We start from the raw sequence: 21,160 nt of genomic DNA, 5'->3' as shown, positions 1-21,160 counted from the left end.
CACTTCTCCGCTTTGATGAGCGAAGCGGGGGAGTAACGGGGTCAGGTTCACCTATCCGTCTTGCTTGGTCGATGAGCAGGACGGACGCCAGCGAAACGTCTGGTTTTGGCTTCGACCATGGCGCGGAAATCGTCGCGGCCCCAGGCGCGCTGTTGTTGCAGGTACTCGCGGATCGCGGTGAGGTCTTCTCCGTTCACGGCTTCGTCGAGCATCTCCCGCCAACGGCGTGCACGCATTAACGGATCGGTATCGAGTGCCAGCCAGGCCGGGTGGGGCGTCAGCATCGATCCGTTGCGTTGGCCCAGATGGGCGGCGCAACTGGACCAGCGCCAGGCGGCCGCATCGTCGGTGATGCGGGCACGTACTGGATTGAGTTCGATGTAGCGCTGGCAGGTCAGCACGTAACGCTCGCTATCGACAAGACACGACTTGTAGCGGCCCTCCCAAAGCGTGCCGGTGCGACGGTGACGGGCATTGAACAAACCGGCGTACTGGCGTCCAAGCCGCTGCATGAGTCGCCCGATATCGCCAGCTGTGGTCGGCGTGGCCAATAAATGCTCGTGGTTGTCCATCAGAACGTAGGCATGCAGCTGCACGCCGGTCGCCATCAGCGCCTCCTGCAGGGCCTGCAGATACCGCAGGTGGTCACCATCGTCGAGGAAGCACGGCAGGCGATTGTTGCCGCGCTGCACGATGTGCTGCGGAATGTCGGGCAGATCGAGGCGGGGCAGGCGAGCCATTCGGGTCAGCGTGGCACTCCGGACGCGGCGCGCGCATCGGTGGACTCCGCAGAAGGCTGGCCGATCAAACGATCGACGCGTCGGGGAAAGTGAACATGACCCCGTTCGGCCGCCCGCCGGAAATGTAAGTCCAGGCATCATCGCGCTTGCCAACATCCACATCCAACTAGGGGAAGAGAATGGCTACCCAACTAGATCCGTGCACCGCTGCCGTTACCTACCGATGGCTCGGGATGGCCGTGCTGACCGGGCTTCTGGCCCTCGCAGCGCCGGTTCTGGCCCAGCAAGTGGACGACCGCGCCTACGCATCGGATATTGCGGCCGCTGAAGCCAATGGTCGGGTCCTGTACCAGCATGCACGCGCGTTGGCGACCGTGCAGGACGTGATGCAGGAGAACCGCGCTATGCTTCGGGATCGCCGCATCGCGGGCGAGATCACGGAAGGCCGCAATGGACAGGTCGTGGTGACCGTGATCGACGCGACACCCGCGGCGCTGTACCGGGCCACGGTGGCGGCGGATGGCACGTTGGTGTCCCCGCTCACAGCGCTGCCCGAGCCATCACCGTTGTCGGCCACTGAAGCGGCGGCCGCATTGGCGCGCAGCACAGCGCTCAACGTGGACCTTCCCCGGTGCGGGCGCAACTACGGCACGATCACGCTGCCCTCCAGCAAGGACAACGAATGGGTCGTGTATCTGCTGCGCACGCCGTCACGCGGTGCAGTTCCGATCGGCGGCTCGTTTCGCGTGGAAACACGAGGTGCAGAGATGGTCGACTGGCGCCGGTATACAAACACCTGCATCACCCTCAGCCCTGCTCGTGATGCGGCGGCGATGATCATGACCCATCTGCTGGATCCGGTCGCGACCGAGGTGCACGTGTTCTGGAGCCTGTGGAGCGGCAAACCGCTCTACGTGACCACCGAAGAGGGACTGTGGAAGATTGCGGACGGCCGCATCGCGGCGGTGCAGGACGAGTAGCGGTTGCATGTCGGGTGCACGCAGGCTGGGCGCGCTCGAGGTCGTCCGGTGGGCGCTAACGAGTCGGGTCCAGTCAGTCGACCGGTGCGGCCGTGCGCCGGCCCGATGCCCACAACATGCAGAGTCCTGGTTTCGACATTGACGCGAACGTGTGTCGGCCCTGGGCGTGCCTGATCTTTCCGTCCATCATCAGCCCTTCCTGGGCGGCGCAGCAGCCTTGTCGCCGCTGCGCTCGTTCTGAAGCGGATCCACACTCATCGCGCTGCGGAACACCAGCGATGGCAGCAGGGTGGTCACGGCCGCGTAGAACAGCAGGGCGCCATACAGCACCTCTGGCACGGCGAACTGCTCGCGCAGCACGGCGGCCAGCACCAGGGTAAAGATCAAGGTCGGTGACAGCGCCAGCGCCACGCGCATGCTGGAACGCAGGCTCTCGTCGAAGATCAGCCGGCGCTGCAGGATGATCCCGGCCAGGCGCAGCGGCAGCACCACCAGGGTGATCACCACGCCCCAGCCGAGTGCTTCCAGGCTCAGGGCATCGCCAGGCACTTCGGTGCCGGCGTTGAAGAAATAGAACGGAACGAAGAACGAGGAGAACAGCCGCAGCGCGTGCAGGTTCTCGTGCGAGGCCAGCAGGGGCATCCCGCGCTGCAGCCGGCGCGCCACGAGGCCGGCGATGAAGGCGCCCACCAGGTACGACACCCCCAGCCAGTAGGTGATGTAGGCCGCCAGCATGCCCACCATCACCAGCAGCGAGAACTCCGAGCCCGGGGCATGCGGCACCACCCAGCGCCCCAGGCCGATGAACAGTAGGGGCAAGCCGACCAGCATGGCGACCAGTACCAGGCTGGACATGCCCAGATGCATCGGGTTGTCGGCCTGCATCACCACGAACATCATCACCAGCGCGAACAGTTCACCGGCGATGGCCTTGTTGATGACCCAGAACTCTTCCTCCCCGGTAAGCCCCAGCTGCGGCAGGGAATCCATGATGAAGCCGGTCGAGGGCGTCAGCAGTGCCAGCGCCAGCAGGCCGGCCGCCTGCCAGGGCAGGTGGCCGTAGTGCCAGGCCAGCCAGGCCACGACCACCAGCGCGGCACTGCGGATCAGCAGGTACAGCAGCAATGGCCCGAGGCCCTTGCGCAGCTGGGCGAGGTCGACGTCCAGCCCGGCGAACAGGAACAGCGAGGAGATCCCCAGGATGGCCAGCACGTCCACCACCGGGTCATGGGCATGGCCACCCAGCCCCAGCACCGCGCCGATGCCGAAGCCCAGGCAGGTCAAGGGTGCCGGCACACTGAATCGCTGCATCGCACGCGGAATGACCAGCAGCGCGAAGATCAGCAGCAGATAGATGACATCCTGGTTCATGGGGCCGGTGCCGTTGTTGGACGAGTGCCACGCGGGGACATTTACCGACCGCTGTCGAGGGTTCTCCAGCAGTCATTGCCTCCGCCGACTTTCCCCTCGACGCGCCAGCGCCGGTGAAGGAGGTCAGGGAAACCCGGCAAACCGGAAGGGCGCCGTGGGCTTGAATTGCGCATTGACCATGCCGGAATAGATGTTGCTTTCCTCCGGACCCAGCTCGAGCTTCAGTGGGCGTCCGGTGGCAGGCGAGAAGTCGAATCGGGTCACATCGACCCAGAAGACGTTGGGCGTGATCGCAGACTCGAAGAAGTAACGCCGCCGCTTGTGGTCCGAGACGGTACGCCAGCGGGTCGATGCGATGTTGGGCTCGTCGGGTGAGCTGATGCCGAAGGGCACGGAGACGTTGCGGATCACGCTGAAGACGCTCGCGATCGTCTTCACCGGGTTGGGCGTCTTCGGGATGGTGCGCACATAGAAGGAGGCGCGCGCGAAGCGATCCGCCGCCCGGCTTGTGCCTGGAAGAAAGACCGTGCCGCCGATCTCCTGCCAGTACTCCTGCATCGCCAGCTGCTTCTCGAATGCGGGCGAGTTGGTCATCACCTGGTAGGCGCGACTGTGGTGGATGGTTTGCCGGCCATCCACATACTCGATGATTGCGCTGTCCCCGCCTGCATCGGAGAGCGAAAGATGGACGGTGGCAACACCGCCCAGGCCGGGGAGTTTGCCGCTGACGAGGATGAAAGGCTCGGCCTGGAGCGCTTGGACCGCCTCCTGGACCGTGGCGAAATTGTCCAGCACGTACTGGGCCCACGCGGCGATGCTGAGGCCCGGCCGGCTGCCTTCAAAGGCGGGATAGGAGGATTCCTCGAGCCACAGCGCGTTGGCGACCAGCCCGGCTTCGTTCATCCCGTCGGCGGTCGAATTCTCGTAGGTGGCTGCAATGACGCTCCCGTATCGGGAGGTCCATCGGATCGAATTGGGGCCCACTTCGCCCGACCGCTGCATGCCCCGAGGGAAGGCCCAGAGATTGGTCGGCATTTCAGCGTCCCAGTCCATGGAGCGGGCGGTCACGACCTGGTCGTCCGCGCCCAGATAGACGAGGCGCGAGCAGGCCTGCGCCACCGGCGGAAGGGCGGTGGCCGCCAACAGGAACAGCCCCAGTCCATACCGCAACGCCAACGGAATCGTGCGCATGACGAGCTCCAAATACGGAACGTATCCAGGACATATCGGTTGCGGGCGACCGCTTACTGGCGACACGGCACGCTCACAGTGGCCGGTGTCCTGGTGAACCGGCCGTCAAGCGATCACCGGCAGGAATTGCCTGCAGTCGCGTGATCCGTAGTCGTGACACCAGGCGCGTTGGAACAATGTCTGGCCCGGCAAACTTGTTCCGTCCATGACGACTCAGGTTATCAACCGCGTCCTGGTGGGGAAGCGTGACGAAAAGGTGTCAGGGACCTCCAAACCTGTTCACTTCGTTACGGCGGGACCCAGCCATCAGCTGCTCGCGCCGGCCCCCGGAGCGGGTGGTTAACGGGGTCAGGTTCCCCCAATCGACTGGGTTACGACGCGGGCGGTGTGCCGGCCGGATGCCGGCGAAGCGTCGGGTTTTGGCTTCGTCCGTGGCGCGGAAGTCGTCCGGCCCCGTGCGCGTTGTTGCTGCAGGGAGTTGCGGATCTCGGTCAAGGCGTCCTCGGAGAGCGCGCCGAGAAGGGGAGCCCGGTAACAGCGCGACCGCTCAGTCGGGGTGGAGCCGAGCGCGAGCCACGCCGGTTGCGGGTTGAGGGCGGAGTGGGGCCGCAGCCCCAGGCTCGCCGCGCAGCTCGACCAGCGATATTCAGCCGGGTCATCCACCTGCCGTCGGCGTAGCTTGCGAACGCGGGTTTATGCGCATCCGGTGCGTGCTGAACCCATGGGTCGGCTGAGGCCAAGGCGAAGTGCAGGAAGTGAATCCGACCCCGTTCGCCGTTCGCTGCCCCCGTTTGCGCGTGATGTCCCTGGCACCTTCGCATTGATACCCTTTTCACACACTGCCCCTATCCCCGAGTGGGCCGACCCGGCCTTTCGCCCCATCCTCCTCAAGGCTCTCCGACAGGATCTGGAGGGCACGCCGGACCGCCTCGTCGGGAATCGCTGCGGCGGCCTGACGTTCGGCGAACCGGCGTTCGGCTGCGGCGGCGGACGCTTCGGCGTCCCCCGTGCCCCCCGGGTCCTGCACGGCCTGCAGCCGCGCGGCGACGGCGCGCAATTGCTGCGCTTCGGCGGGCGTCGGGGCGCGATAGCGCAAGGCATGTTCGAGCAGGTGCGCGGCATGGGCTAGGAGATAGCTGCGCCGCAGGCCTTCGTCGGTGCTGGCTTGGGATGTACCGAAGTGCCAGACGCTGCGAAACGGCTCGTAGGCATTGAGGACAGCAGCGAAGGCCAGGTCCACCGCGCGGGCAGCGGACGGGACGGAGCTTCTGGCGGCGTCGTCGGAAGCCACGCCAGCCAGCGCTTCCAGCAACTCCTGCAGCGCGGCCCGCAGACGGTTCTTGGCCTGTTCCACGGCGCGATGCGTGCCGATCGGCAGGACCGCCAGCGCACAGAAGATGCCGGCGGCGGCGCCGATGACCGTTTCCTCCAGCCGCAGCACCAGCAGTCTGGGCGTGAAGATGCCGACCAGGCCGTAGGCCAGCGCGATCGCGACGTTGATGCAGATATTCATCCCGGCATAGGAGATGCGTGCCAGGTAGACGACGCCGAACACCGACAGCGCCACCAGCAACACCGTCAGGTACAGGTCGCCGCCGAGCAGTGTGGCGAGCCCGATGCCCACGACGATGCCCGCCAGGGTGCCCATCGCCCGGTTCAGGGCACGGACCGTGACCGCGCCTGTGTTCTGCGTGTTCATGAAGACCAGGAAGGCCGCCAGCACCGCCCAGAACCAGCGATCGGAGGAGATCAGGCGGCCGCCGACCATGGCGATCGCGCAGGCCAGGGTGGCCTGGATGGCGATGCGCAACTGCGGGTCCTCGAGCCACTGGCCGCGCTGGGGCCAGGGCGTGGCGCCGGCCGCGGCACCACCGGCCGGGCCCGCCCCGTCGGGAAAGGTGGCCGGCAAGGTGGCAACGGCCGTTGCGAGCCCGGTTTCCGCCTCCTGCATGGTCTGCAACTGCCGCGCGACGGCTGCGTGGGCATCGGGACGGCGCGAGGCTTCGTTCGATGCGCAGTAGAGCGCGCTCTCCAGTGCCAGTTGCAGATCCAGCAGCCGCAGCGTCACAGCGCGGGTTGCCTCGGCGCCGGGCCCCTCCAGTTGCATGGGCAGGTAGTCCAGGCACATGCGGATATCGCTGCGCAGCCGACGGGCAAGCCGCAGGGCCTCCTTCCAGTGCAGGTCGCGCTGGTCTGCCTGGAGCGTTCCGAGCATGTGTCGCAGCTGCCGGGAGATGTCGGTGGTCGCGGTCACCACCCGTCGGAATGCGCGCGGCGGCCGGGTCGGCATCAGGTAGCTCTGGACCAGGTGCGCGACCAGCCCGGACACGCCCAGCACCAGCGCGATCTGCGGCAGCTGCGCTTCCGGCGCTTTCAGGAACGAGCCGACCACCGCGCACATGAAGGCGAACATGCCCACCGCCTGCCAGCGGGGACCCAGGCGGCGTGCGCAGGTGGCAAGGAAGACGGTCACCAGCAGCAATGCGTCGATGCGCAGCAGGGACGCTCCCGCAGCCGCAATGCCGGCGATTGCAGCGAATCCGCCCAGAGCGGCGTAGAACCGTGTAAGGGCACGGTCTGCGCGCGTCCGGTCCCTGACCTGGATGGCGCTCTGGATGGCCGTGATCATGCCGAGTACATAAGACGGGGCATGCAGGGGAATCCAATGATCCAGCGCCCACAGAACCAGGCACACCATCGCCAGGGTCAGCATCACGCGCAGGCCCATGCGGAATCCCACCCCGCCGGGATCCAGCGACATCAAGTACAGCCTGAGCGTGGCGGTCATCGGGTCGTCCTGCGGGCAAGGTCCGGGGGTGGGATGCGTGCATCGTGAGGGGATTGCGCCTGGTCCGTCGGCTCCCGACGTGGTCACGCAGCGCACGGGAAGTTGGCAGCACTGCGGGCCAGGGGACGGGCGTTGAACGGTGGAGTTGTCCCTGACGGCTGCCCACGTCGGCCCGCCGGGGACCCGGCGCTCAGCTGTCCGCGTCGGTCTCCTGGTCGGATGCTGCGGCCTCCGCTGAGACTGCGGCGGCTTCCCGCGCCATGGCCAGGCGCCTGGTCATGGCCACTTCGCTCAGGTCGAGCTCCGACACCAGCTTGCGCAGCGATTCGTCGTTGATGTGCTGCTTCTGGCGCTCGGCATACAGCGCGTCGCGTTCCACCCGCAGAGCCCGCAACCGCAGTTCCATCTCCACCACGTAACGCTCGTGCCGCCGTCGCGTGACCTCGGGCGATTCGGCCTGCGCCTCGACGGTGTCCATGGCCTCGGGCAGCAGCATGTCGATCCGGCGCCGGTACTCCTGGGTCAGCAGGCCGGCCGACTCCTGGTACTCGGCCAGCCAGTGCGGATCGGCCGACTGCACCTGGTCCTTGTCCAGCACCATGCTGGCGATCGCGGCCTTGAACGCGGCCACCCGCGCATTGCGTTCCTCGGTGACCACGCTCGGTACGCCCTGGTGCGGCAGCCGCCGGAGCAGCAGCGGCAGGCCGATGCTGCCGACCACCAGGGTGAAGAGGATGGTGCCGGTGGCCAGGAAGATCACCAGATTGCGGGCCGGAAACGGTTGGCCGTCATTGAGCATCAGCGGCAGCGACAGTGCGGCCGCCAGGGTCACCGCGCCGCGGATACCGGCCAGGGTCGACACCACGGTCAGCAGCCGCGACGGCCGCTCGGTCATCTTGCCCTCCAGGTGCGCACGCAACAGGCTGCCCTGCACGCCGAGGGTGAGCCAGATCCAGCGCAGCAGCAACAGCGCGATCGAGATGCATGCCGCGTACACGATCGGCAGCCACCAGTGCGCGCCCGCCTCCTCCAGGGTCACGCCGATGACGGTCGGCAGCTGCAGGCCCAGCAGCAGGAAGATGGCGCCGTTGAAGGCTGCCTCGATGATGGTCCAGGTGCCCTGCGACTGCATGCGTTCGGCAACGAAGTTGCTGCGGTTGAGTTCGGTGAAATTGGTGGTGACGCCGGCCGCCACCGCGGCCAGGATCCCGGAGACGCCGATGCGCTCACCGACGATGTAGGCCAGGAACGGCAGCAGCCACAGCAGCAGCACCATCTGCGTTGCGGCCAGGTCACCCAGGCGCCGCGTGACCCGGTCGCGGGCCACCGAAAACCCCCAGCCGAGCAGGGCGCCGATGCCCAGGCCACCGATGGCGATCCACATGAAGTCGCGGGCGACCTCGGTCCAGGAGAACGCACCGGTCAGCGCCGCGGCGACCGCGAACTTCAGCGCCACCAGGCCCGACGCATCGTTGAGCATCGACTCGCCTTCGAGCACATGCAGGGTGTGCGACGGCATGCCGAGGTTGCGGGTGATCGCGCTGACCGCGACCGCATCGGTCGGCGACACCACCGCGGCCAGGGCGAAGGCCACCGACAGCGGGATGCTCGGGATCAGCCAGTTCACGACATAGCCCAGACCGATCACCGTGAACAGCACCAGCCCCAGCGACAGCAGCAGGATCGGCTTGTACAGCGCGAAGAACTCGCGCTTGGGGATGCGGCGGCCGTCGGAGAACAGCAGCGGCGGGATGAACAGCAGCAGGAACAGCTCGGGATCGAAGGCGATGTGCAGGCCGCGCTGCGGCAGCGACACCGCCGCGCCCAGCGCGATCTGGATCAGCGGCAGCGGGATGCCGCGCATGTAGCGCGCGACGATGCCGGTGATCGCGCCGAGCATCAGCACCACAAGCACGGTCTCGACGGTATGCATACGCGGCCTCCGAGCAGCGGGCGTGTCGATCTTGCGCCTCCTGCGGTGCGGGGTCGTGAACGCGGGAAACGACTCAGGATCGGCGGCAAGCCCGCCGCCACCACACGCGTCGTTCGGCGCGCCGCTCCTGCATTCGGGACGCCTCCATTTTCACTGAGGCCTAGCAATTGCGGATCCACCGACTCTGCTTGCTGCAGCTATTGCGGTCGTCCTCGTCGCCTGTGATGGCAAGAGAGATGACAAGACTGCCGACCACTGCCCACCGGCTCGTCCGCTGCCAGCAGCACCGCGCCTGCCCAGTACCGTGCTCGCGGCTACCGCCGACAGCGGTTCCACGGCCGCTCAGGCCACGGCGGGTGACATCACCATCACGGCCGATGGCGCACTCCCAGGGTTCGATCACAAGGCGCTGGAGAAAGTGGCGGACATCGAGCGCCACGAGATCAGGGCGGCCCGGCATGCGCTCGACAGGAAAAACATGAAGCCCGAGGTGCGCAGTTACGCAGAGACCCTGCTGGCCGACAGCACCCGCAACCTGGCCGAGACGGAGCGGTTGCTGGGCACCTCCAGCAAGGATGGTGGAAAAGACCACGCTTCCACGTCCCCAGCGTCCACGTCGACAACGGCGTCGACCACCAGCGGACGACGTCCACCACGACTGCCCGCAGCGCTGCCAGCAGTGCTGACAGCAAGGCCGACGATGACGAGCATCGGCGCACCCGTGACGGCTGGAAGCGGACTTCCGCAAACTCGACGCGATGACCGACGATCTGTATGCCGAGGCCTTGGGTGGATCACATCATCCACGGCGAGGAGGAAGCACTGAAGCGGCCGGATCGCGATTCCGAGCGCGACTGGCGCGGCAGTGAAGTCCCAGCTGGAGCAGACCCGCACGATGATCGCCAATCATCTGGAAATGGCGCGTGCGCTGAAGGCCAAGCACGGCCGATCCGGCAACCGGCGCTAACATTTGTTTTGCAGGGGAATACAGGTCGCCGCCCTGGCGCCTGGCGCGGGGCCTGCAAGAACTCGGGCTCGCCGTGAACCCGATTCATGACGCTGCCGACCCCAGGCCGCTGCCGCGGCCAGCTGGGTGACCGCCGGACGCGCCCGCCGCCAGCGGCACGTTATCTGTCCGCCGCTGCCTGAAGGTAGCCGGCCAGTGCCTGGAAGGCGGGGATGGAGGTCGGGTCGATCAGCGTGTTCTGTGCCTTGGGGAACGAGGCAAACCGCACGATCACCACCTGCGCGTTGAAGTCGACGTAGATCGTCTGGCCGTGCACGCCACGCGCGGCGATCACGTCGTGCTCGCCCGGATAGACCCACCACAGGCTGGTATAGCTGCCGCCCACCAGTGCCGGATACGCGTTGCCGAACTTGGCCGGGTCGCCGCCGTCGCGGATGTGGCGCACCACGGCGGCCGGGAACAGGCGCCTGCCGTTGATCACGCCCTCCTGCAGCATCAGCAGGCCCAGGCGGCCCATGTCGCGCAGGCCGGCGCTGAGCCCGCCGCCGGCGTAGGGCGTGCCGATCGCGTCCACCGTCATGTAGGCGTCCTGCTCGGCGCCCATCGGCCGCCACAGCCGCTCCGAGGCCAGCTCGCTGACCGACTTGCCGGATACGCGTGCGACGATCCAGCCGACCATGTCGGCATCGACGGTCTTGTAGTGGAAGGCCGCGCCATTCTCACCTTCCGGCTGCACCTGCGCGAGGTACTCGAAATAGCCGTTGGGGCCGGCGTAGTCCTCTCCCTTCGGCAGCGGGCTGGCCGCCGCGGCGTACTGCCAGATGTCCGCGTCCGGATCGGCGTAGTCCTCGGAGTAGCGCACGCCGGTGGTCATGTCCATCACCTGGCGAACGGTCGCGTCCGCGTAGGCGCTGCGCGCCACTTCCGGCACGATGTCCACCACCTTCGCGTTCTCGTCGAGCCTGCCTTCGGCCACCAGGATCTGCGCCAGCAGGCCGGTCAGGGACTTGGTCATGGACATCGCGGCGTGCTTGCCGTCGTCGCCCAGGCAGCCGAAGTAGCGCTCGTAGACCACGCGGTCACGATGGAATACCAGGATGCCGTCGGTGTAGTTCGCCGCCAGCGATTGTTCCCACGTCATCGGCGGACGACCGTCGAGCGGGGTGAAGCTCAGCGCGTCAATCTCGCGCCCCAGCCGCTCCAGCTCCCGGTCGCCGACGTACCGCAACGGCACCGGGTCGCCAAGGCCGCGGCTGATCCCGATGGTCGGCAGCAGCTGGCGGATGTGGCATACCGACCAGCGCAGCCTGGGAAAGCTGAAGTACACGGAGTCGGGCTGGGTTATGCGCTTGTCCGGCGGCGGCGGGAAGCCCTGCATCCAGCCCATCACGCGAGGATCGGACTGCGCGGCGGTGAGCGGCGCCGGTTCCGGCGGGGCGGGCTCCTGCGCCGCCACGCCCGTCGCGGCGGCGATGCCGACCAACAGGACCCACGTTCTAGTAATTGACGACGACATTGACGAATGCTCCGAGCCAGACGGGCGTGCTGCCCGGGGCCACGCGCCTGATCCCGCTGCCGGGGAACGATGCGCTCAGGCCGGTGGTGAGGAACGTCACCGGGTTGATGACGCGGCTGTACTGCACGAACACGTCGTCCGCCAGGTGCGGGCGCACCACGCCGGAGATCAGGTTGGCGGCGCTGCCGGAACCGACCACGCGCGTGGCCTGGCCGAACTGCAGCGGGCTGCCAAGCTGGTTGGCCTCCAGCCGCGCGATGCGCAGGCTGAACGTGTCGCGCTGGGTCGGGCTGATCCCGACCGCCAGCTCGGTGCTGCGCACGTTGGAGTTGATGAACACCATCGAGGACTTCGAACCGGACGACCAGGTGCTGGGGTCGCCGTCGTAATAGAGCGGATCGAACCGCTCCAGCGCCCGCGTCCGCGGGTCGTCGCCGGAAAAGGTCTTGTAGGTCAGCGACACCCACGGGGTCCAGCGCTTATCCATGAACACATAGCCGACCTGGGCGCGACCGCCCCATGCGCGCAGGTCGACCCTGCGGTTGCGCTCGATGGCGATGTCGGCCGCGCCGAACCAGTTGCGCAGCGGGCCCTCACGCAGGGTGGCGCGCAGGTACAGGTTGAGCGCGCGGGTCCCGTGCCGCCCCTCCGGGAGGATGGTCGGCGGGCCGAGGCCGTCCGGAGCGGCCTGCACGTAGGGCGAGCGCGACTCCAGCACGTGGACGAAGGTGGCACCGGCATAGTTGCCATCGCCGCTGTCCCAGCGCAGGTCCAGGCCCGCGAGCCGGTTGTGGCCGTCGTTGGACGGCAGCTCGTTGGGCGCGAGGCGGAACGCCGTCAGCTCACTGTCGCCGAGCCGCGCGCGCGCGATGGCCGCATGCCGCCAGGCCTTGCGCGGGCCGAACTTGAGCGCACCGCGTTCGAAGCCGCTGGAGCCGCCATTGGAGATCAGCATGCCGCTGCCAAGCTCCAGCGCGCGGCCGCCGAGGGAGATGTCCCAGCGCGGGAGATCGCCCGCCTCGCGCAGGCCGAGGTAGGCATCGTCGAGGGTGGTCGCGCCGGTGTTGGTGGCGTCGAACGCATCGGTGCCACGGGTGAATGAGGCCACCGCCGACAGCTTGCCGTACACGTCGAGGTTGCCGGTGCGGTGGGTGAAGCTCACCCCGGGCGTGGCATAGCCTTCCAGCCAGGTCGTATCCGGATCGAAGCCGGCCTGGGGGTTGGTGGTGTTGGAGAGGTTCCAGAACAGGTTGCGTTCGGACACCAGGTTCAGGCCGAACTGCGCATGCCAGCGCACCGTGGTGGCGTTGGAGGTCCAGAGGGTCGTGCGATCCTGCGCCTGCGCGCCACTGGCGCAGGCGACGCCGGCGCAGACCAGCGCGCCTGTGCGCAGCGCTACCCGGAGGTATCGGCCCAGCCTGCCCATGCCCGGTGGTCCGTTGGCACCGCCGAATAGGCGGTAGCGGGCAGCGTACGCTTGGGGCGTACGGCGGTCGTGAAGCCTCCTGCCTGAGCGTTCCACCCGGGGCGCAGGCGCGTCCACGTGGCCCAGCGGCGTCGGTTGCCGGCCTTCGGGAACGTGGCAGGCGCGCGGGCACCACGCACGCGGTGAAGTCCAGGTAGATCGTCTGGCCATGCACCCCGCGCGCGGGGATGTCCTCGTGCCCGCCCGGATACACCCACCACAGGCTGGTGTAGCTGCCGCCGATCATCGTCGGGTAGGCGGTGCCGAACTGGCCCTGTCGCCGTCGCCGCGGATATGGCGCACCACCTTCGGCGGAAACAGCTGGCGGCCGTTGCTCCTGCCCTCGGTGAGCATCAGCAGGCCCAGCCGTCCAAGGTCGCGCAGTCCGGCGCTGAGGCCATCGCCGGGCGTAGGGCGTGCCGATGGCGTCCACCGGCATGTAGCCCGACTGCTCGGTGCCCATCGGCCGCCGCAGCCGTTCCGAGGGCAGCTTCGCGACCGACATGCCCGAGGCGAGCGACCGCCCAGCCGGCCATGTCGGCGTTGACCGTGCGGTAGTGGAAGGCCTCACCGTGGTGGCCCTCCGGCCGCACCTGGGGGCGGTACTCGAAGTAGCGGTCGGACCGGTGGAGCCGGCGGGCTTCGGCAGTGCTGGCGGCCGCCGAATATTTCCAGACCCCGGGATCGATGTAGTCCTCGGAGTAGTGCAGGCCGGAGAAGCCCGGTCGGTTCACTTCCCCGAAGCGGTTGTATGTAACCGACGAGTAGGTCGGGTTGCCCGCTCGGTCTGGCTCACCCCCGCCGGTGCTTGACCGGAGAAGGTCGGACGCGACGGCACGCCCGGGACGCCCCTCCGTTGCTGCTGCGTGAGCCGATCATCCGCACCGTCGGGGTGCGCAGGGGCCACGCTCAGCGTGGAATCAGTACCTGGTCGATGACGTGGATCACGCCATTGCTGGCCATCACGTCGGGCGTGACGACATTGGCCTCGTCGACGGTCACCTTGCCGTTCTGGGCGCTGATGTCGACGCTCCCGCCATTGACGGTGGTCGCGGAATCCATGGTGACCACCCGCGCCGCCGGCACCTGCCCCGGTACGACGTGGTAGGTCAGCAGCGCGACAAGCTGCTCCTTGTTTTCGGGCTTGAGCAGATTGGCGACGGTGCCCGGCGGCAATGCGGCGAAGGCGGCGTCGGTGGGCGCGAACACGGTGAACGGGCCCGGCCCCTTGAGGGTGTCGACCAGATCGGCGGCGGTGAGGGCGGCGGCCAGGGTCTTGAACTGGCCCGCGGCGATGGCGGTGTCCACGATATCGGCAGACGCGCGCTTCGCTGGCGCGGCGGTGCCCGACGACGGCGGAGACGCGAAGGCGAGCGGGGCGGCCAGGCCGAGCGCGAGGGCGATCGTCAGCGAGCGGAGGGTGGAGGCGGTGGGCTGATTCATCGGGAAACTCCCTTGTGGATGTAGCACCAGCTTCCATTCGCCGCGGTTAATCGGCTGTCCAGTACAAGGGTGTACGGACCATGTACATTCGTGACCGATGTTCCCCATCAAGGCCACTGCCGAACTGACCGGGCTGACGCCCGAGACCCTGCGCGCATGGGAGCGCCGCCACGGCGCGGTTGTGCCGCTTCGCGACGCGGCCGGTCGGCGTCTGTACGACGCGCAGATGGTGGACAGGCTGTGTCATCTGCATCGCCTCACCGGCCGCGGCCATCCCATCCGCGATCTGGCCGCACTCGACGATGCCGCGCTGGAGCGCCTGTCGGGAGCGAGTCGCGATACCGGCTATGGCGGGCTCGATGCGTTGCCGGGGCAGATGCTCGATGCGATTGCGGATTACCGCATCGACGAGTTCGATCGCGACCTGACAGTCGCCATCACCACATTGCCGGTGGCGGTGCTGGTGTCGCGTGTGGTCGCGCCGTTGCTGCGCGAAGTGGGGGTGCGCTGGGCCGACGGGCGTCTGGCGATCGCGCAGGAACGCCTGGTCAGCAGTCTGCTGCGGTCAAGGCTGATGTCGGTGCTGACCCAGCACCCCGGCGCGGCCCGTCCGCGGGTGCTGTTTGCGACCCTGCCCGGTGAACCGCACGAACTCGGTCTGCTCGGGGCCGGGCTGCACGCGCACGACGCCGGCGCCTCGGTGCTGTATCTGGGCACCGGATTGCCTGCCGACGAGCTGGCTACGGTGGCCAGCCGCCTCGATGCGGCTGCGGTGGCGGTCAGTTCGATCGATCCGGGCCACGCACCGCAGGCCCTGGCCGGGATGCGCGCGCTGGATGCGGCGCTCGAGCCGCATGTGCCGGTGTGGGTAGGCGGCGGCAATGCACGCTACCTGGCCGAAGCGGTGGCGTCGCCGCGGATCCAGGCGGTGATCGACCCGATGTCGCTTGCGGAACTCATCCGGCGATGTGCCTCGGCGCGGCGCCCATTGCGGACGCGTCGCGAGCGGACAGCGGCTGGCTGAAGCCGGGGAGGCAGGCCGAAGGGCCGCGCGCTGCTTGTGGCCCGTGCAGGCACACGGCCAATTTTGAAGGCCTGCTCGCAATCGATGCGCGGCGGGAAGCGCGCGGGCGCTTGCTGATCCCGCGCGGAAAGCATTCCTCATCGGAGCCCGCTAGCGCGCCCGGCGGCCACATCGCACCGTGGCCACATCCCGATGGGGAACAGGGGCGCTTACGCTGCCAGGTCGGTCAGTCCGTGCTGCAGCCGGGCGAAGGCACGTCGAAGCGATGACTTCACCGAGCCCAGTGGCATGTGCAGCTCGCTGGCGATCTCCCCATGGCTGCGGGCCTCCAGGAAGGACATCCGCACCAGCCGCGCCTGCAGGGCGGGCAGGGCGTCGATAGCGCGGGTGAGCCCGACGTGGTCGGCATAGGCCTCGGGGGAGGGCACCTGCGCCAGGTTCACGGCCGCATTGTCGCCGCTGGCGAGTTCATCGCCGTGGGCGGCCGTTGCGGCCCGCCGCACGCTGTCGATGTGCAGGTTGCGGGCGATGCGGAACAGCCAGGTCGATAGCGTCGCGCGGCGGGGGTCGAATTGCCGCGCGCCGCGCCAGGCGTGCAGCATCGCGTCCTGCACCAGGTCCTCTGCACGCGCGGCGGGCACGCCGAGGCCCAGCAGGTAGTGATGCAGGCGCGGGGCGAAATGCTCGTACATGCGCATGAAGCTGACGGCATCGCGCGTGCGCGCCACGCGCGTCATCAGTTCCGACCAGTCGGTTGGTTCCATCCTTGGCACATCACTGCGGCGGGAGATCCTGCATGCGACGCTCACCGGCGGGCCTCGGGAAAACGGCATGGGAGGCTGGACGCTAGGCGCGTCACTGTTAGCGATGGGTCAATTGCGGCTCTGTATGAAAGGTGTACAGGGCGGCCTCCCGACAGCCAGATCCCAGCCCTGAAATCAATCGCTCCCAGATGCATCCAAGCGGCCTCGTGGCGCGTAGGAATCTGTATCGCCGGCTTGCGGCGATATTCCCCCGACTGCTCCGGAGCTATCCATGCGTACCTGGCTGATCCTTCCATTCACTGCCCTGATTGCAACCACCGCACATGCCGCCGGTCCCGAAGCCGGCAAATGGTCGGTCTCGCTCCTTGGCGGCATCGACGTGCCGGTCAACGGCGACGTCCATGGCGGCGCGACCGCGCGCGTCGCCGACCTGGGTGCCCTCAACCCTGCATTGGCCGGGCTCCCTGCCGAACTGCGCATCCGTCCGCGCGGCCATGAGCGCATTTACGACAACGCCCTGGCCTATGGCCTGGAGGTTGGCTACGCCTTCGATGATCGCCGCGAGATCTACGGCCAGGTCCGGCAGACCCGCGCCGACGGTGGTCGCGCGCTGGTCGGCTACGCCTTCGTGCCGGCGCTGTCGGCCGAGCTGCCGATCTACGGCAGTTTCAGCGAGTACGAAGCGCTGTCGGCGCAGGTGGGCTATCGCTACTACTTCGGCACGCCTGACACTGCGCGCCCGTTTATCGACGGCTATCTGGGCGCCACCAGGACCCACCAGATCAGCGCGACCTTCGACATCCCCGCCGGCGGCATCTCGATCCCGAACGCGCCTTTCTACGAGTCGGGCTGGGCGGCGACCGGCGGTGCCAACGTCGGGGTGATCGTCCCCCTCGGCGAGACCTTCAGCATGACCCTGTCGGGTGGGGTGCGTTATGTGTCCAACCTCACCGACGACGACAGCGCGCTCGGCGGGCTCGAGTTGTCGAGCATCAACGACACCGGCAAGCGGGTGTCGGTGCCGATCACGCTGTCCGGACGCTGGGACTTCTGAGCAGGCCTGGCGTAGCCGGAGGACGCCCGCCCGCTTTGCGGGACGGAAACTGCGCGCCGGTCGCGGCGCGCAGTGGATGCGGGCGTGGGCCGATGCACGTCGCCGGCGCAAACCCGTGGCGGGCGGATGGGCAGGCCCGATCCCGTCCCGGGCGGCGACCAGATCCGTTGAAACGGACGGGAGGATCAGGCATCGCAGGCGAGCAACAGTCACCTGCGAGGTAACGCCTGCGTCGCGTCATCAACGCTCGTCTGCGAGCCGAGTGGTTCAAAGGCGCTAGCTTTCGACGGGTTACATGCCTGAAACGGGGGGTCGTGCGTGCGCCATGGATTGCAACGGCGAAAGAACCCGGCAAGCCTGGACACAGCAACTGGCGGCGGTGAATCCGGACGTCGAATTGCTTCGCTGCTGAAGGCGTGAGACGTCACTGCAGCGCCCCTCCGTGGCGGTCGGGTGCCCGCTCCTCGATGGCAGGATCGATCTCAAGCTGTTTGGAAAACGAGGGCAGCCTCGGCGTAGGCGCGGCCCCCGTGCAGGTGCACGAGGGCCGCCCCGTTGATCACACTGGCCGTGCGGTGCGCGCTGCGGTCACGGGGCCGAGGCCTGCAGCAGCGCGTCGGTGCCGTCCAGACCCCATTTCTCCACATCCGCCAGCGCCACCGTGCGCGCCTGGCCGGCCGCGCCCAGGCGGGCGAGGTCGAAGCCGGTGTAGTTGAGCGCGCCGTAGTCGCGGACGTAGAGCCGCGTGCGGTCCAGGTCGCCGAGCACGGTGACCGAGGTGTACTCGGTGGAGGCGCCGGAATTGCCCCCGGATGTGCCGCCGCCTTCGGCGCCCGTTCCGCGCAGGTCGATGGTGATGTCCTTGGGCCGGTCGAAGTTGTTCATGACATGCGCCAGGGTCAGCACCGCTTCGTCCGGGGTATTCGCCTTGTGCGCGAACTTGGCGTAGTACGCGGCGCGCACGAAGCGGCCCACCGACGTGTCCGACGACGGCAGGCCGGAGGTGGCGCTGCCCGCATCGGGCTGCTTGGCGACGAACGTGCCGAAGGTGGTCTCTGGCTTGTCGACGTTGTCCAGGAAGCTGTAATTGCCCAGGTTGGTCAGGTGCCACGGGAAGCTGGGGCCGTTGGTCATCACGCCGACGCCGTTGTCGTAGACGTTCTGTTTGCCGTCGGCGTACTCGATGACGATCGAGGCGCCGCTGCGGTCATGGGCGATGAAATGGACCGGCGGCTGGCCGCCGCCGAGCCGGGCGAGCGGGGCCAGGATGACCGGCTGCCGCTCGAGCGCGGCCTTGACCTCGGCCACGGTGGTGAACTGCCCCAGCGCCCAGCTGCCCAGGTCCAGCGCCGAGAGCACTTCCTGGGTCTTGGCGACTGTGTCGCGCGGGCCCTTGGCGGAGGCGTAGGCGAGCAGGCTGAAGGTCAGGCCCTGGTCGTTCATGCCTTCCAGGACTTTCTGGTCGGCCGGTCCCAGCGGCGCGTTCGGGGTCGGTGCGCGAAATGGCAAGGTGACCACCAGCATGCCGTAGCGCGAGGTGTACTCCAGCGGGCGGTGCTGGTCGGGGCTGGAGGTGTAACGCCTGCCGGCCGGGACGTAGCTGAGCTGGTAGGGCATTTCCCCGCCCAGCTCCACCGTGCGTCCGGCATAGGTGTGGTTGTTGGCGTCGGTGTACAGCAGCGCCGTGCAGGCGTCGGCTGGCATCGGGCCCAGGAGCGTGATCGCGCCCAGCGGCGCATAGAGCATGTGCTGCCACTTCATGTTGCACCTCGTTCTTCGTAGCGGTCGCGCGGTCGCGGCCAGGGGAAAGGCAGGGCGGAGCCCCGCGGGTGCGATGCCGCCGGCCGCGCATTGGCGCGGGCGTGGCGGACTGGATGCGGGCGCGCAGTGGCGCAGGAGTTGCGGACACGACGGTGTGGCGTGGCGGCGTGGCGGCGGGCGTCCGGCCGCGGCCCGGGCCTGCCCGGGACTGAGCGGAGGGGGCCGCTGTGCCTGCCTTCATCGCCGTTCCTGACCGAAGGTGTCGGGCCTGTTATCGCCGCACCCGCACCGTGGCGGGGTTTGCGATACGGGGACCGCGACGGGGAGCCGGGCGGCAGTATGCGCGCGCGTTCGGAAAAGCCTTCTTCACGCCTGCGGGGCGCGCCGGGGCGGTCGTGGCACCTCCGCTTCGGGCCGTCCCGGGCGATCCACTGCCGACCGGCGCGACAGCACAGGCACGTGGGCGCCGCGCTCTACGCCGCGTTGGCAGGTTCTCCAGCACACCGCGCTACCGGACGCGCGAGCCGGGGGCGTGAGGTATGGTCTGAAGCCGGTGGCGCAACGTGGGGACGATGCCATCATGGTGGTCCGGTGGCTCGGCTGGAGCATCAGCTGAAGCGGCATCGCCAAGGCGTGCGAGACGCAGCGCAAGACAGATGCCGCCATCGATGTGTTGCTGGCAATCCCGCCGGAGACGCAAGCGGGCGCTCCACACCCCCGGTGCGGCCACGGTGCACCCGGTATTCGAACGGAACCATGTAGTGAATTCAAAAGCGGACGAACACTCGATTCCCACTTCGCCGGAGCAAGTCGCCAGAGGTGCTTCAGCGGCCTTCTTCGAGTCCTGGATGGGCAGACTTTTGCTTGCTGTGCTTGCTGCAGGATTGCTCGCTGTCACGTTGACCTGGCGGACGAGCGACATCGAGTTTCTGGATGGGGGCCAGATCCGGGTGACCCAGAGTATGTGGTGGGGCCGCCAGAAGACGGTCGCGACGGTCGAATACTCCGCGCAGGACGGCTGGGTGGAAATCGACGAGGAGCAGGCGCGCGTTCCGCTGGGGAGTCGCGCCGTGCGGGTTCGGAACTGAAGCACCGGGAGCGGCCTCACGGCGCAGCTACCTGACCTTGGCCGGATCGGCCGGGGATAGCCGGAAGGAGAGCTGGCCGCTGGCCGTGGTCGCAGATCTCCGGTTGCTCGCCGAGAGCAGAAGATCGGGACCGCCCGCCTTGCGCCGGCGCGGCTGGCTTTCGCGCGATCCGATCGCGACGCATCTCACGCCGAAGTTCGGCGACGGGCGCTCTCACATATCGGGTGGCCTGCCTGAGCGGAGCGGCGAAGGCCTGCCGACCTCCCAAAAGAACGGGGGCGACATGAGCCGCCCCCCGGTTACCACAGCGGTCAGTGCCGTCAGGGAGACGTTTGCGTCCCCTGTGACGCCGCGCGTTCCTGCATCTGGAGCTGGCGCAGCTCCTTCTCCGTCGTCTGCAAACCCTTCACGTCCAGCGGCTGGATCTGCTGGATGTAGCAAGGCATGGGCGAGGGCATCAGGCCGATGCCACGCGGGATTACCTTGTCCAGGCGTGCGAACACCATGCCCCCGGAGTTGGTCAGGTAGATGTCCTGTGCAAAGCCCAGGTTGGTGCACGGGGCATTCAGGGTGAGGAGCCAGGCTTCCCCGGGACCTGTCCACACGGCGAGCGCGCTGTCGCCCAGCGCAGTCCAGCCATCGATTCCGCCATCGAAATCGAAGTCATCCATGCTGAAGGCCTGTACCGGCGGGCCGGCGTTGGCCTGGTAAAGGGCCAACTTCTCACTCTGGCTCAGGCCAGGGGTGGACGCGCAAGCTGCCAGCGCCAGTAGCGCGGGCAGGGCAAGTATTCGCACTTTCCTGATGTCCATTGCCGCCTCCGTGTGGCGCATCCGCGCCGTTGTAGTCGAGCGGATCATGCGCCCGGCCCGATGCGTGCCGAGTCATGATCGAGTGACGTTCAGCAGCAGGGGGGCTTCGTCAGGGTGGCGTGCAGGGCGCCCTACGCGGCCTCTCGAGCGCACGGCGTGTGCGTCTCCATCCGCTGCAGATCAGGTCCTGGCTTCGCGCTGGGGGCGATGGTGTGCCGGCTGTCCTGCCTACCCCGCGACGTAACATCGACTTCGCCTGGGGC

At 68.0% G+C, this 21,160-nt stretch carries 18 protein-coding genes; 6 read left to right on the top strand and 12 right to left on the bottom strand.

The window, feature by feature from the left end; genetic code table 11:
• Positions 1-47 precede the first annotated feature (47 nt).
• Positions 48-692, bottom strand: coding sequence for a transposase (locus tag EGK76_RS14790; RefSeq protein WP_342744096.1), 645 nt, complete (start codon positions 690-692; stop codon positions 48-50).
• Between EGK76_RS14790 and EGK76_RS15695 the strand changes: the two genes are divergently transcribed.
• On the top strand, positions 585-833 hold the full coding sequence (locus EGK76_RS15695; RefSeq protein WP_233580330.1) for a hypothetical protein: 249 nt from the start codon (positions 585-587) through the stop codon (positions 831-833). The genes EGK76_RS14790 and EGK76_RS15695 overlap by 108 nt on opposite strands.
• Before the next feature lie 140 nt (positions 834-973).
• Entirely contained in the window at positions 974-1,720 is a 747-nt protein-coding gene (locus EGK76_RS14785) for a hypothetical protein (RefSeq protein WP_096298024.1), read from the top strand.
• 189 nt (positions 1,721-1,909) lie between these two features.
• On the opposite strand, the gene EGK76_RS14780 is transcribed toward EGK76_RS14785, so the two are convergent.
• The 4 genes from EGK76_RS14780 to EGK76_RS14765 form a co-directional block, all read right to left on the bottom strand.
• A complete protein-coding gene (locus EGK76_RS14780; protein WP_123833122.1) occupies positions 1,910-3,091 on the bottom strand; it encodes a cation:proton antiporter in 1,182 nt (393 codons plus the stop codon).
• A 123-nt stretch (positions 3,092-3,214) separates the two neighbouring features.
• Positions 3,215-4,282 (bottom strand): linear amide C-N hydrolase, encoded by a 1,068-nt coding sequence (locus EGK76_RS14775; protein ID WP_123833121.1) that lies wholly within the window; start codon positions 4,280-4,282, stop codon positions 3,215-3,217.
• Positions 4,283-5,114: 832 nt separating this feature from the next.
• Entirely contained in the window at positions 5,115-7,070 is a 1,956-nt protein-coding gene (locus EGK76_RS14770; RefSeq protein ID WP_123833120.1) for an FUSC family protein, read from the bottom strand.
• A 190-nt stretch (positions 7,071-7,260) separates the two neighbouring features.
• Positions 7,261-9,003 carry a Na+/H+ antiporter gene (locus EGK76_RS14765; protein WP_123833119.1) on the bottom strand — a complete coding sequence of 581 codons (1,743 nt, stop codon included), beginning with the start codon at positions 9,001-9,003 and terminating at the stop codon, positions 7,261-7,263.
• Positions 9,004-9,307: 304 nt separating this feature from the next.
• Here EGK76_RS14765 and EGK76_RS14760 point away from each other — a divergent pair, with 304 nt between their 5' ends.
• Positions 9,308-9,829: a hypothetical protein gene (locus tag EGK76_RS14760; RefSeq protein ID WP_123833118.1), complete on the top strand. Its 522-nt coding sequence runs from the start codon at positions 9,308-9,310 to the stop codon at positions 9,827-9,829.
• A 301-nt stretch (positions 9,830-10,130) separates the two neighbouring features.
• Here the strand turns inward: EGK76_RS14760 and EGK76_RS14755 are convergent, their stop codons facing one another.
• From EGK76_RS14755 to EGK76_RS14740, 4 genes are all read right to left on the bottom strand, one after another.
• On the bottom strand, positions 10,131-11,486 hold the full coding sequence (locus EGK76_RS14755) for a serine hydrolase (protein WP_123833117.1): 1,356 nt from the start codon (positions 11,484-11,486) through the stop codon (positions 10,131-10,133).
• Complete coding sequence (locus EGK76_RS14750; RefSeq protein ID WP_123833116.1) at positions 11,467-12,912, bottom strand: hypothetical protein; 1,446 nt, start codon at positions 12,910-12,912, stop codon at positions 11,467-11,469. The genes EGK76_RS14755 and EGK76_RS14750 overlap by 20 nt, the downstream gene beginning before the upstream one ends.
• A gap of 392 nt (positions 12,913-13,304) precedes the next feature.
• Positions 13,305-13,685, bottom strand: coding sequence for a hypothetical protein (locus tag EGK76_RS14745; RefSeq protein ID WP_123833115.1), 381 nt, complete (start codon positions 13,683-13,685; stop codon positions 13,305-13,307).
• Between the two features lie 175 nt (positions 13,686-13,860).
• Positions 13,861-14,394, bottom strand: a complete 534-nt coding sequence (locus EGK76_RS14740) for a fasciclin domain-containing protein (protein WP_123833114.1) — start codon at positions 14,392-14,394, stop codon at positions 13,861-13,863.
• Positions 14,395-14,491: 97 nt separating this feature from the next.
• Between EGK76_RS14740 and EGK76_RS14735 the strand changes: the two genes are divergently transcribed.
• Positions 14,492-15,418, top strand: a complete 927-nt coding sequence (locus EGK76_RS14735; RefSeq protein ID WP_123833113.1) for a cobalamin B12-binding domain-containing protein — start codon at positions 14,492-14,494, stop codon at positions 15,416-15,418.
• A gap of 209 nt (positions 15,419-15,627) precedes the next feature.
• Here the strand turns inward: EGK76_RS14735 and EGK76_RS14730 are convergent, their stop codons facing one another.
• The gene (locus EGK76_RS14730; protein ID WP_123833112.1) at positions 15,628-16,182 is read right to left on the bottom strand and encodes a sigma-70 family RNA polymerase sigma factor; all 555 of its coding nucleotides are present in this window, start codon (positions 16,180-16,182) and stop codon (positions 15,628-15,630) included.
• Positions 16,183-16,453: 271 nt separating this feature from the next.
• Between EGK76_RS14730 and EGK76_RS14725 the strand changes: the two genes are divergently transcribed.
• Complete coding sequence (locus tag EGK76_RS14725) at positions 16,454-17,236, top strand: hypothetical protein (protein ID WP_096298041.1); 783 nt, start codon at positions 16,454-16,456, stop codon at positions 17,234-17,236.
• A gap of 588 nt (positions 17,237-17,824) precedes the next feature.
• Here EGK76_RS14725 and EGK76_RS14720 read toward each other — a convergent pair.
• Positions 17,825-18,997 (bottom strand): linear amide C-N hydrolase, encoded by a 1,173-nt coding sequence (locus EGK76_RS14720; protein ID WP_199730929.1) that lies wholly within the window; start codon positions 18,995-18,997, stop codon positions 17,825-17,827.
• A 731-nt stretch (positions 18,998-19,728) separates the two neighbouring features.
• On the opposite strand from EGK76_RS14720, the gene EGK76_RS14715 reads away from it, so the two are divergent.
• A complete protein-coding gene (locus tag EGK76_RS14715) occupies positions 19,729-20,085 on the top strand; it encodes a hypothetical protein (RefSeq protein WP_123833111.1) in 357 nt (118 codons plus the stop codon).
• A 320-nt stretch (positions 20,086-20,405) separates the two neighbouring features.
• Here the strand turns inward: EGK76_RS14715 and EGK76_RS14710 are convergent, their stop codons facing one another.
• Positions 20,406-20,897: a DUF6491 family protein gene (locus tag EGK76_RS14710; protein WP_096300472.1), complete on the bottom strand. Its 492-nt coding sequence runs from the start codon at positions 20,895-20,897 to the stop codon at positions 20,406-20,408.
• Positions 20,898-21,160: the final 263 nt, after the last annotated feature.

It is taken from the genome of Luteimonas sp. 100069, assembly GCF_003813845.1.
In the GTDB taxonomy this organism is placed as follows: domain Bacteria; phylum Pseudomonadota; class Gammaproteobacteria; order Xanthomonadales; family Xanthomonadaceae; genus Luteimonas; species Luteimonas chenhongjianii.
This window is presented reverse-complemented; position numbering and strand designations above follow the sequence as displayed.

What these genes read in the sequence shown, in the direction of transcription:
- EGK76_RS14755 (WP_123833117.1), bottom strand. Translation starts at nt 11,486, where the DNA reads ATGTCGTCGTCAATTACTAGAACGTGGGTCCTGTTGGTCGGCATCGCC.
- EGK76_RS14775 (WP_123833121.1), bottom strand. Translation starts at nt 4,282, where the DNA reads ATGCGCACGATTCCGTTGGCGTTGCGGTATGGACTGGGGCTGTTCCTG.
- EGK76_RS14725 (WP_096298041.1), top strand. Translation starts at nt 16,454, where the DNA reads ATGCGTACCTGGCTGATCCTTCCATTCACTGCCCTGATTGCAACCACC.
- EGK76_RS14735 (WP_123833113.1), top strand. Translation starts at nt 14,492, where the DNA reads ATGTTCCCCATCAAGGCCACTGCCGAACTGACCGGGCTGACGCCCGAG.
- EGK76_RS14740 (WP_123833114.1), bottom strand. Translation starts at nt 14,394, where the DNA reads ATGAATCAGCCCACCGCCTCCACCCTCCGCTCGCTGACGATCGCCCTC.
- EGK76_RS14730 (WP_123833112.1), bottom strand. Translation starts at nt 16,182, where the DNA reads ATGGAACCAACCGACTGGTCGGAACTGATGACGCGCGTGGCGCGCACG.
- EGK76_RS14770 (WP_123833120.1), bottom strand. Translation starts at nt 7,070, where the DNA reads ATGACCGCCACGCTCAGGCTGTACTTGATGTCGCTGGATCCCGGCGGG.
- EGK76_RS14710 (WP_096300472.1), bottom strand. Translation starts at nt 20,897, where the DNA reads ATGGACATCAGGAAAGTGCGAATACTTGCCCTGCCCGCGCTACTGGCG.
- EGK76_RS14780 (WP_123833122.1), bottom strand. Translation starts at nt 3,091, where the DNA reads ATGAACCAGGATGTCATCTATCTGCTGCTGATCTTCGCGCTGCTGGTC.
- EGK76_RS14785 (WP_096298024.1), top strand. Translation starts at nt 974, where the DNA reads ATGGCCGTGCTGACCGGGCTTCTGGCCCTCGCAGCGCCGGTTCTGGCC.
- EGK76_RS15695 (WP_233580330.1), top strand. Translation starts at nt 585, where the DNA reads ATGCAGCTGCACGCCGGTCGCCATCAGCGCCTCCTGCAGGGCCTGCAG.
- EGK76_RS14720 (WP_199730929.1), bottom strand. Translation starts at nt 18,997, where the DNA reads ATGAAGTGGCAGCACATGCTCTATGCGCCGCTGGGCGCGATCACGCTC.
- EGK76_RS14765 (WP_123833119.1), bottom strand. Translation starts at nt 9,003, where the DNA reads ATGCATACCGTCGAGACCGTGCTTGTGGTGCTGATGCTCGGCGCGATC.
- EGK76_RS14750 (WP_123833116.1), bottom strand. Translation starts at nt 12,912, where the DNA reads ATGGGCAGGCTGGGCCGATACCTCCGGGTAGCGCTGCGCACAGGCGCG.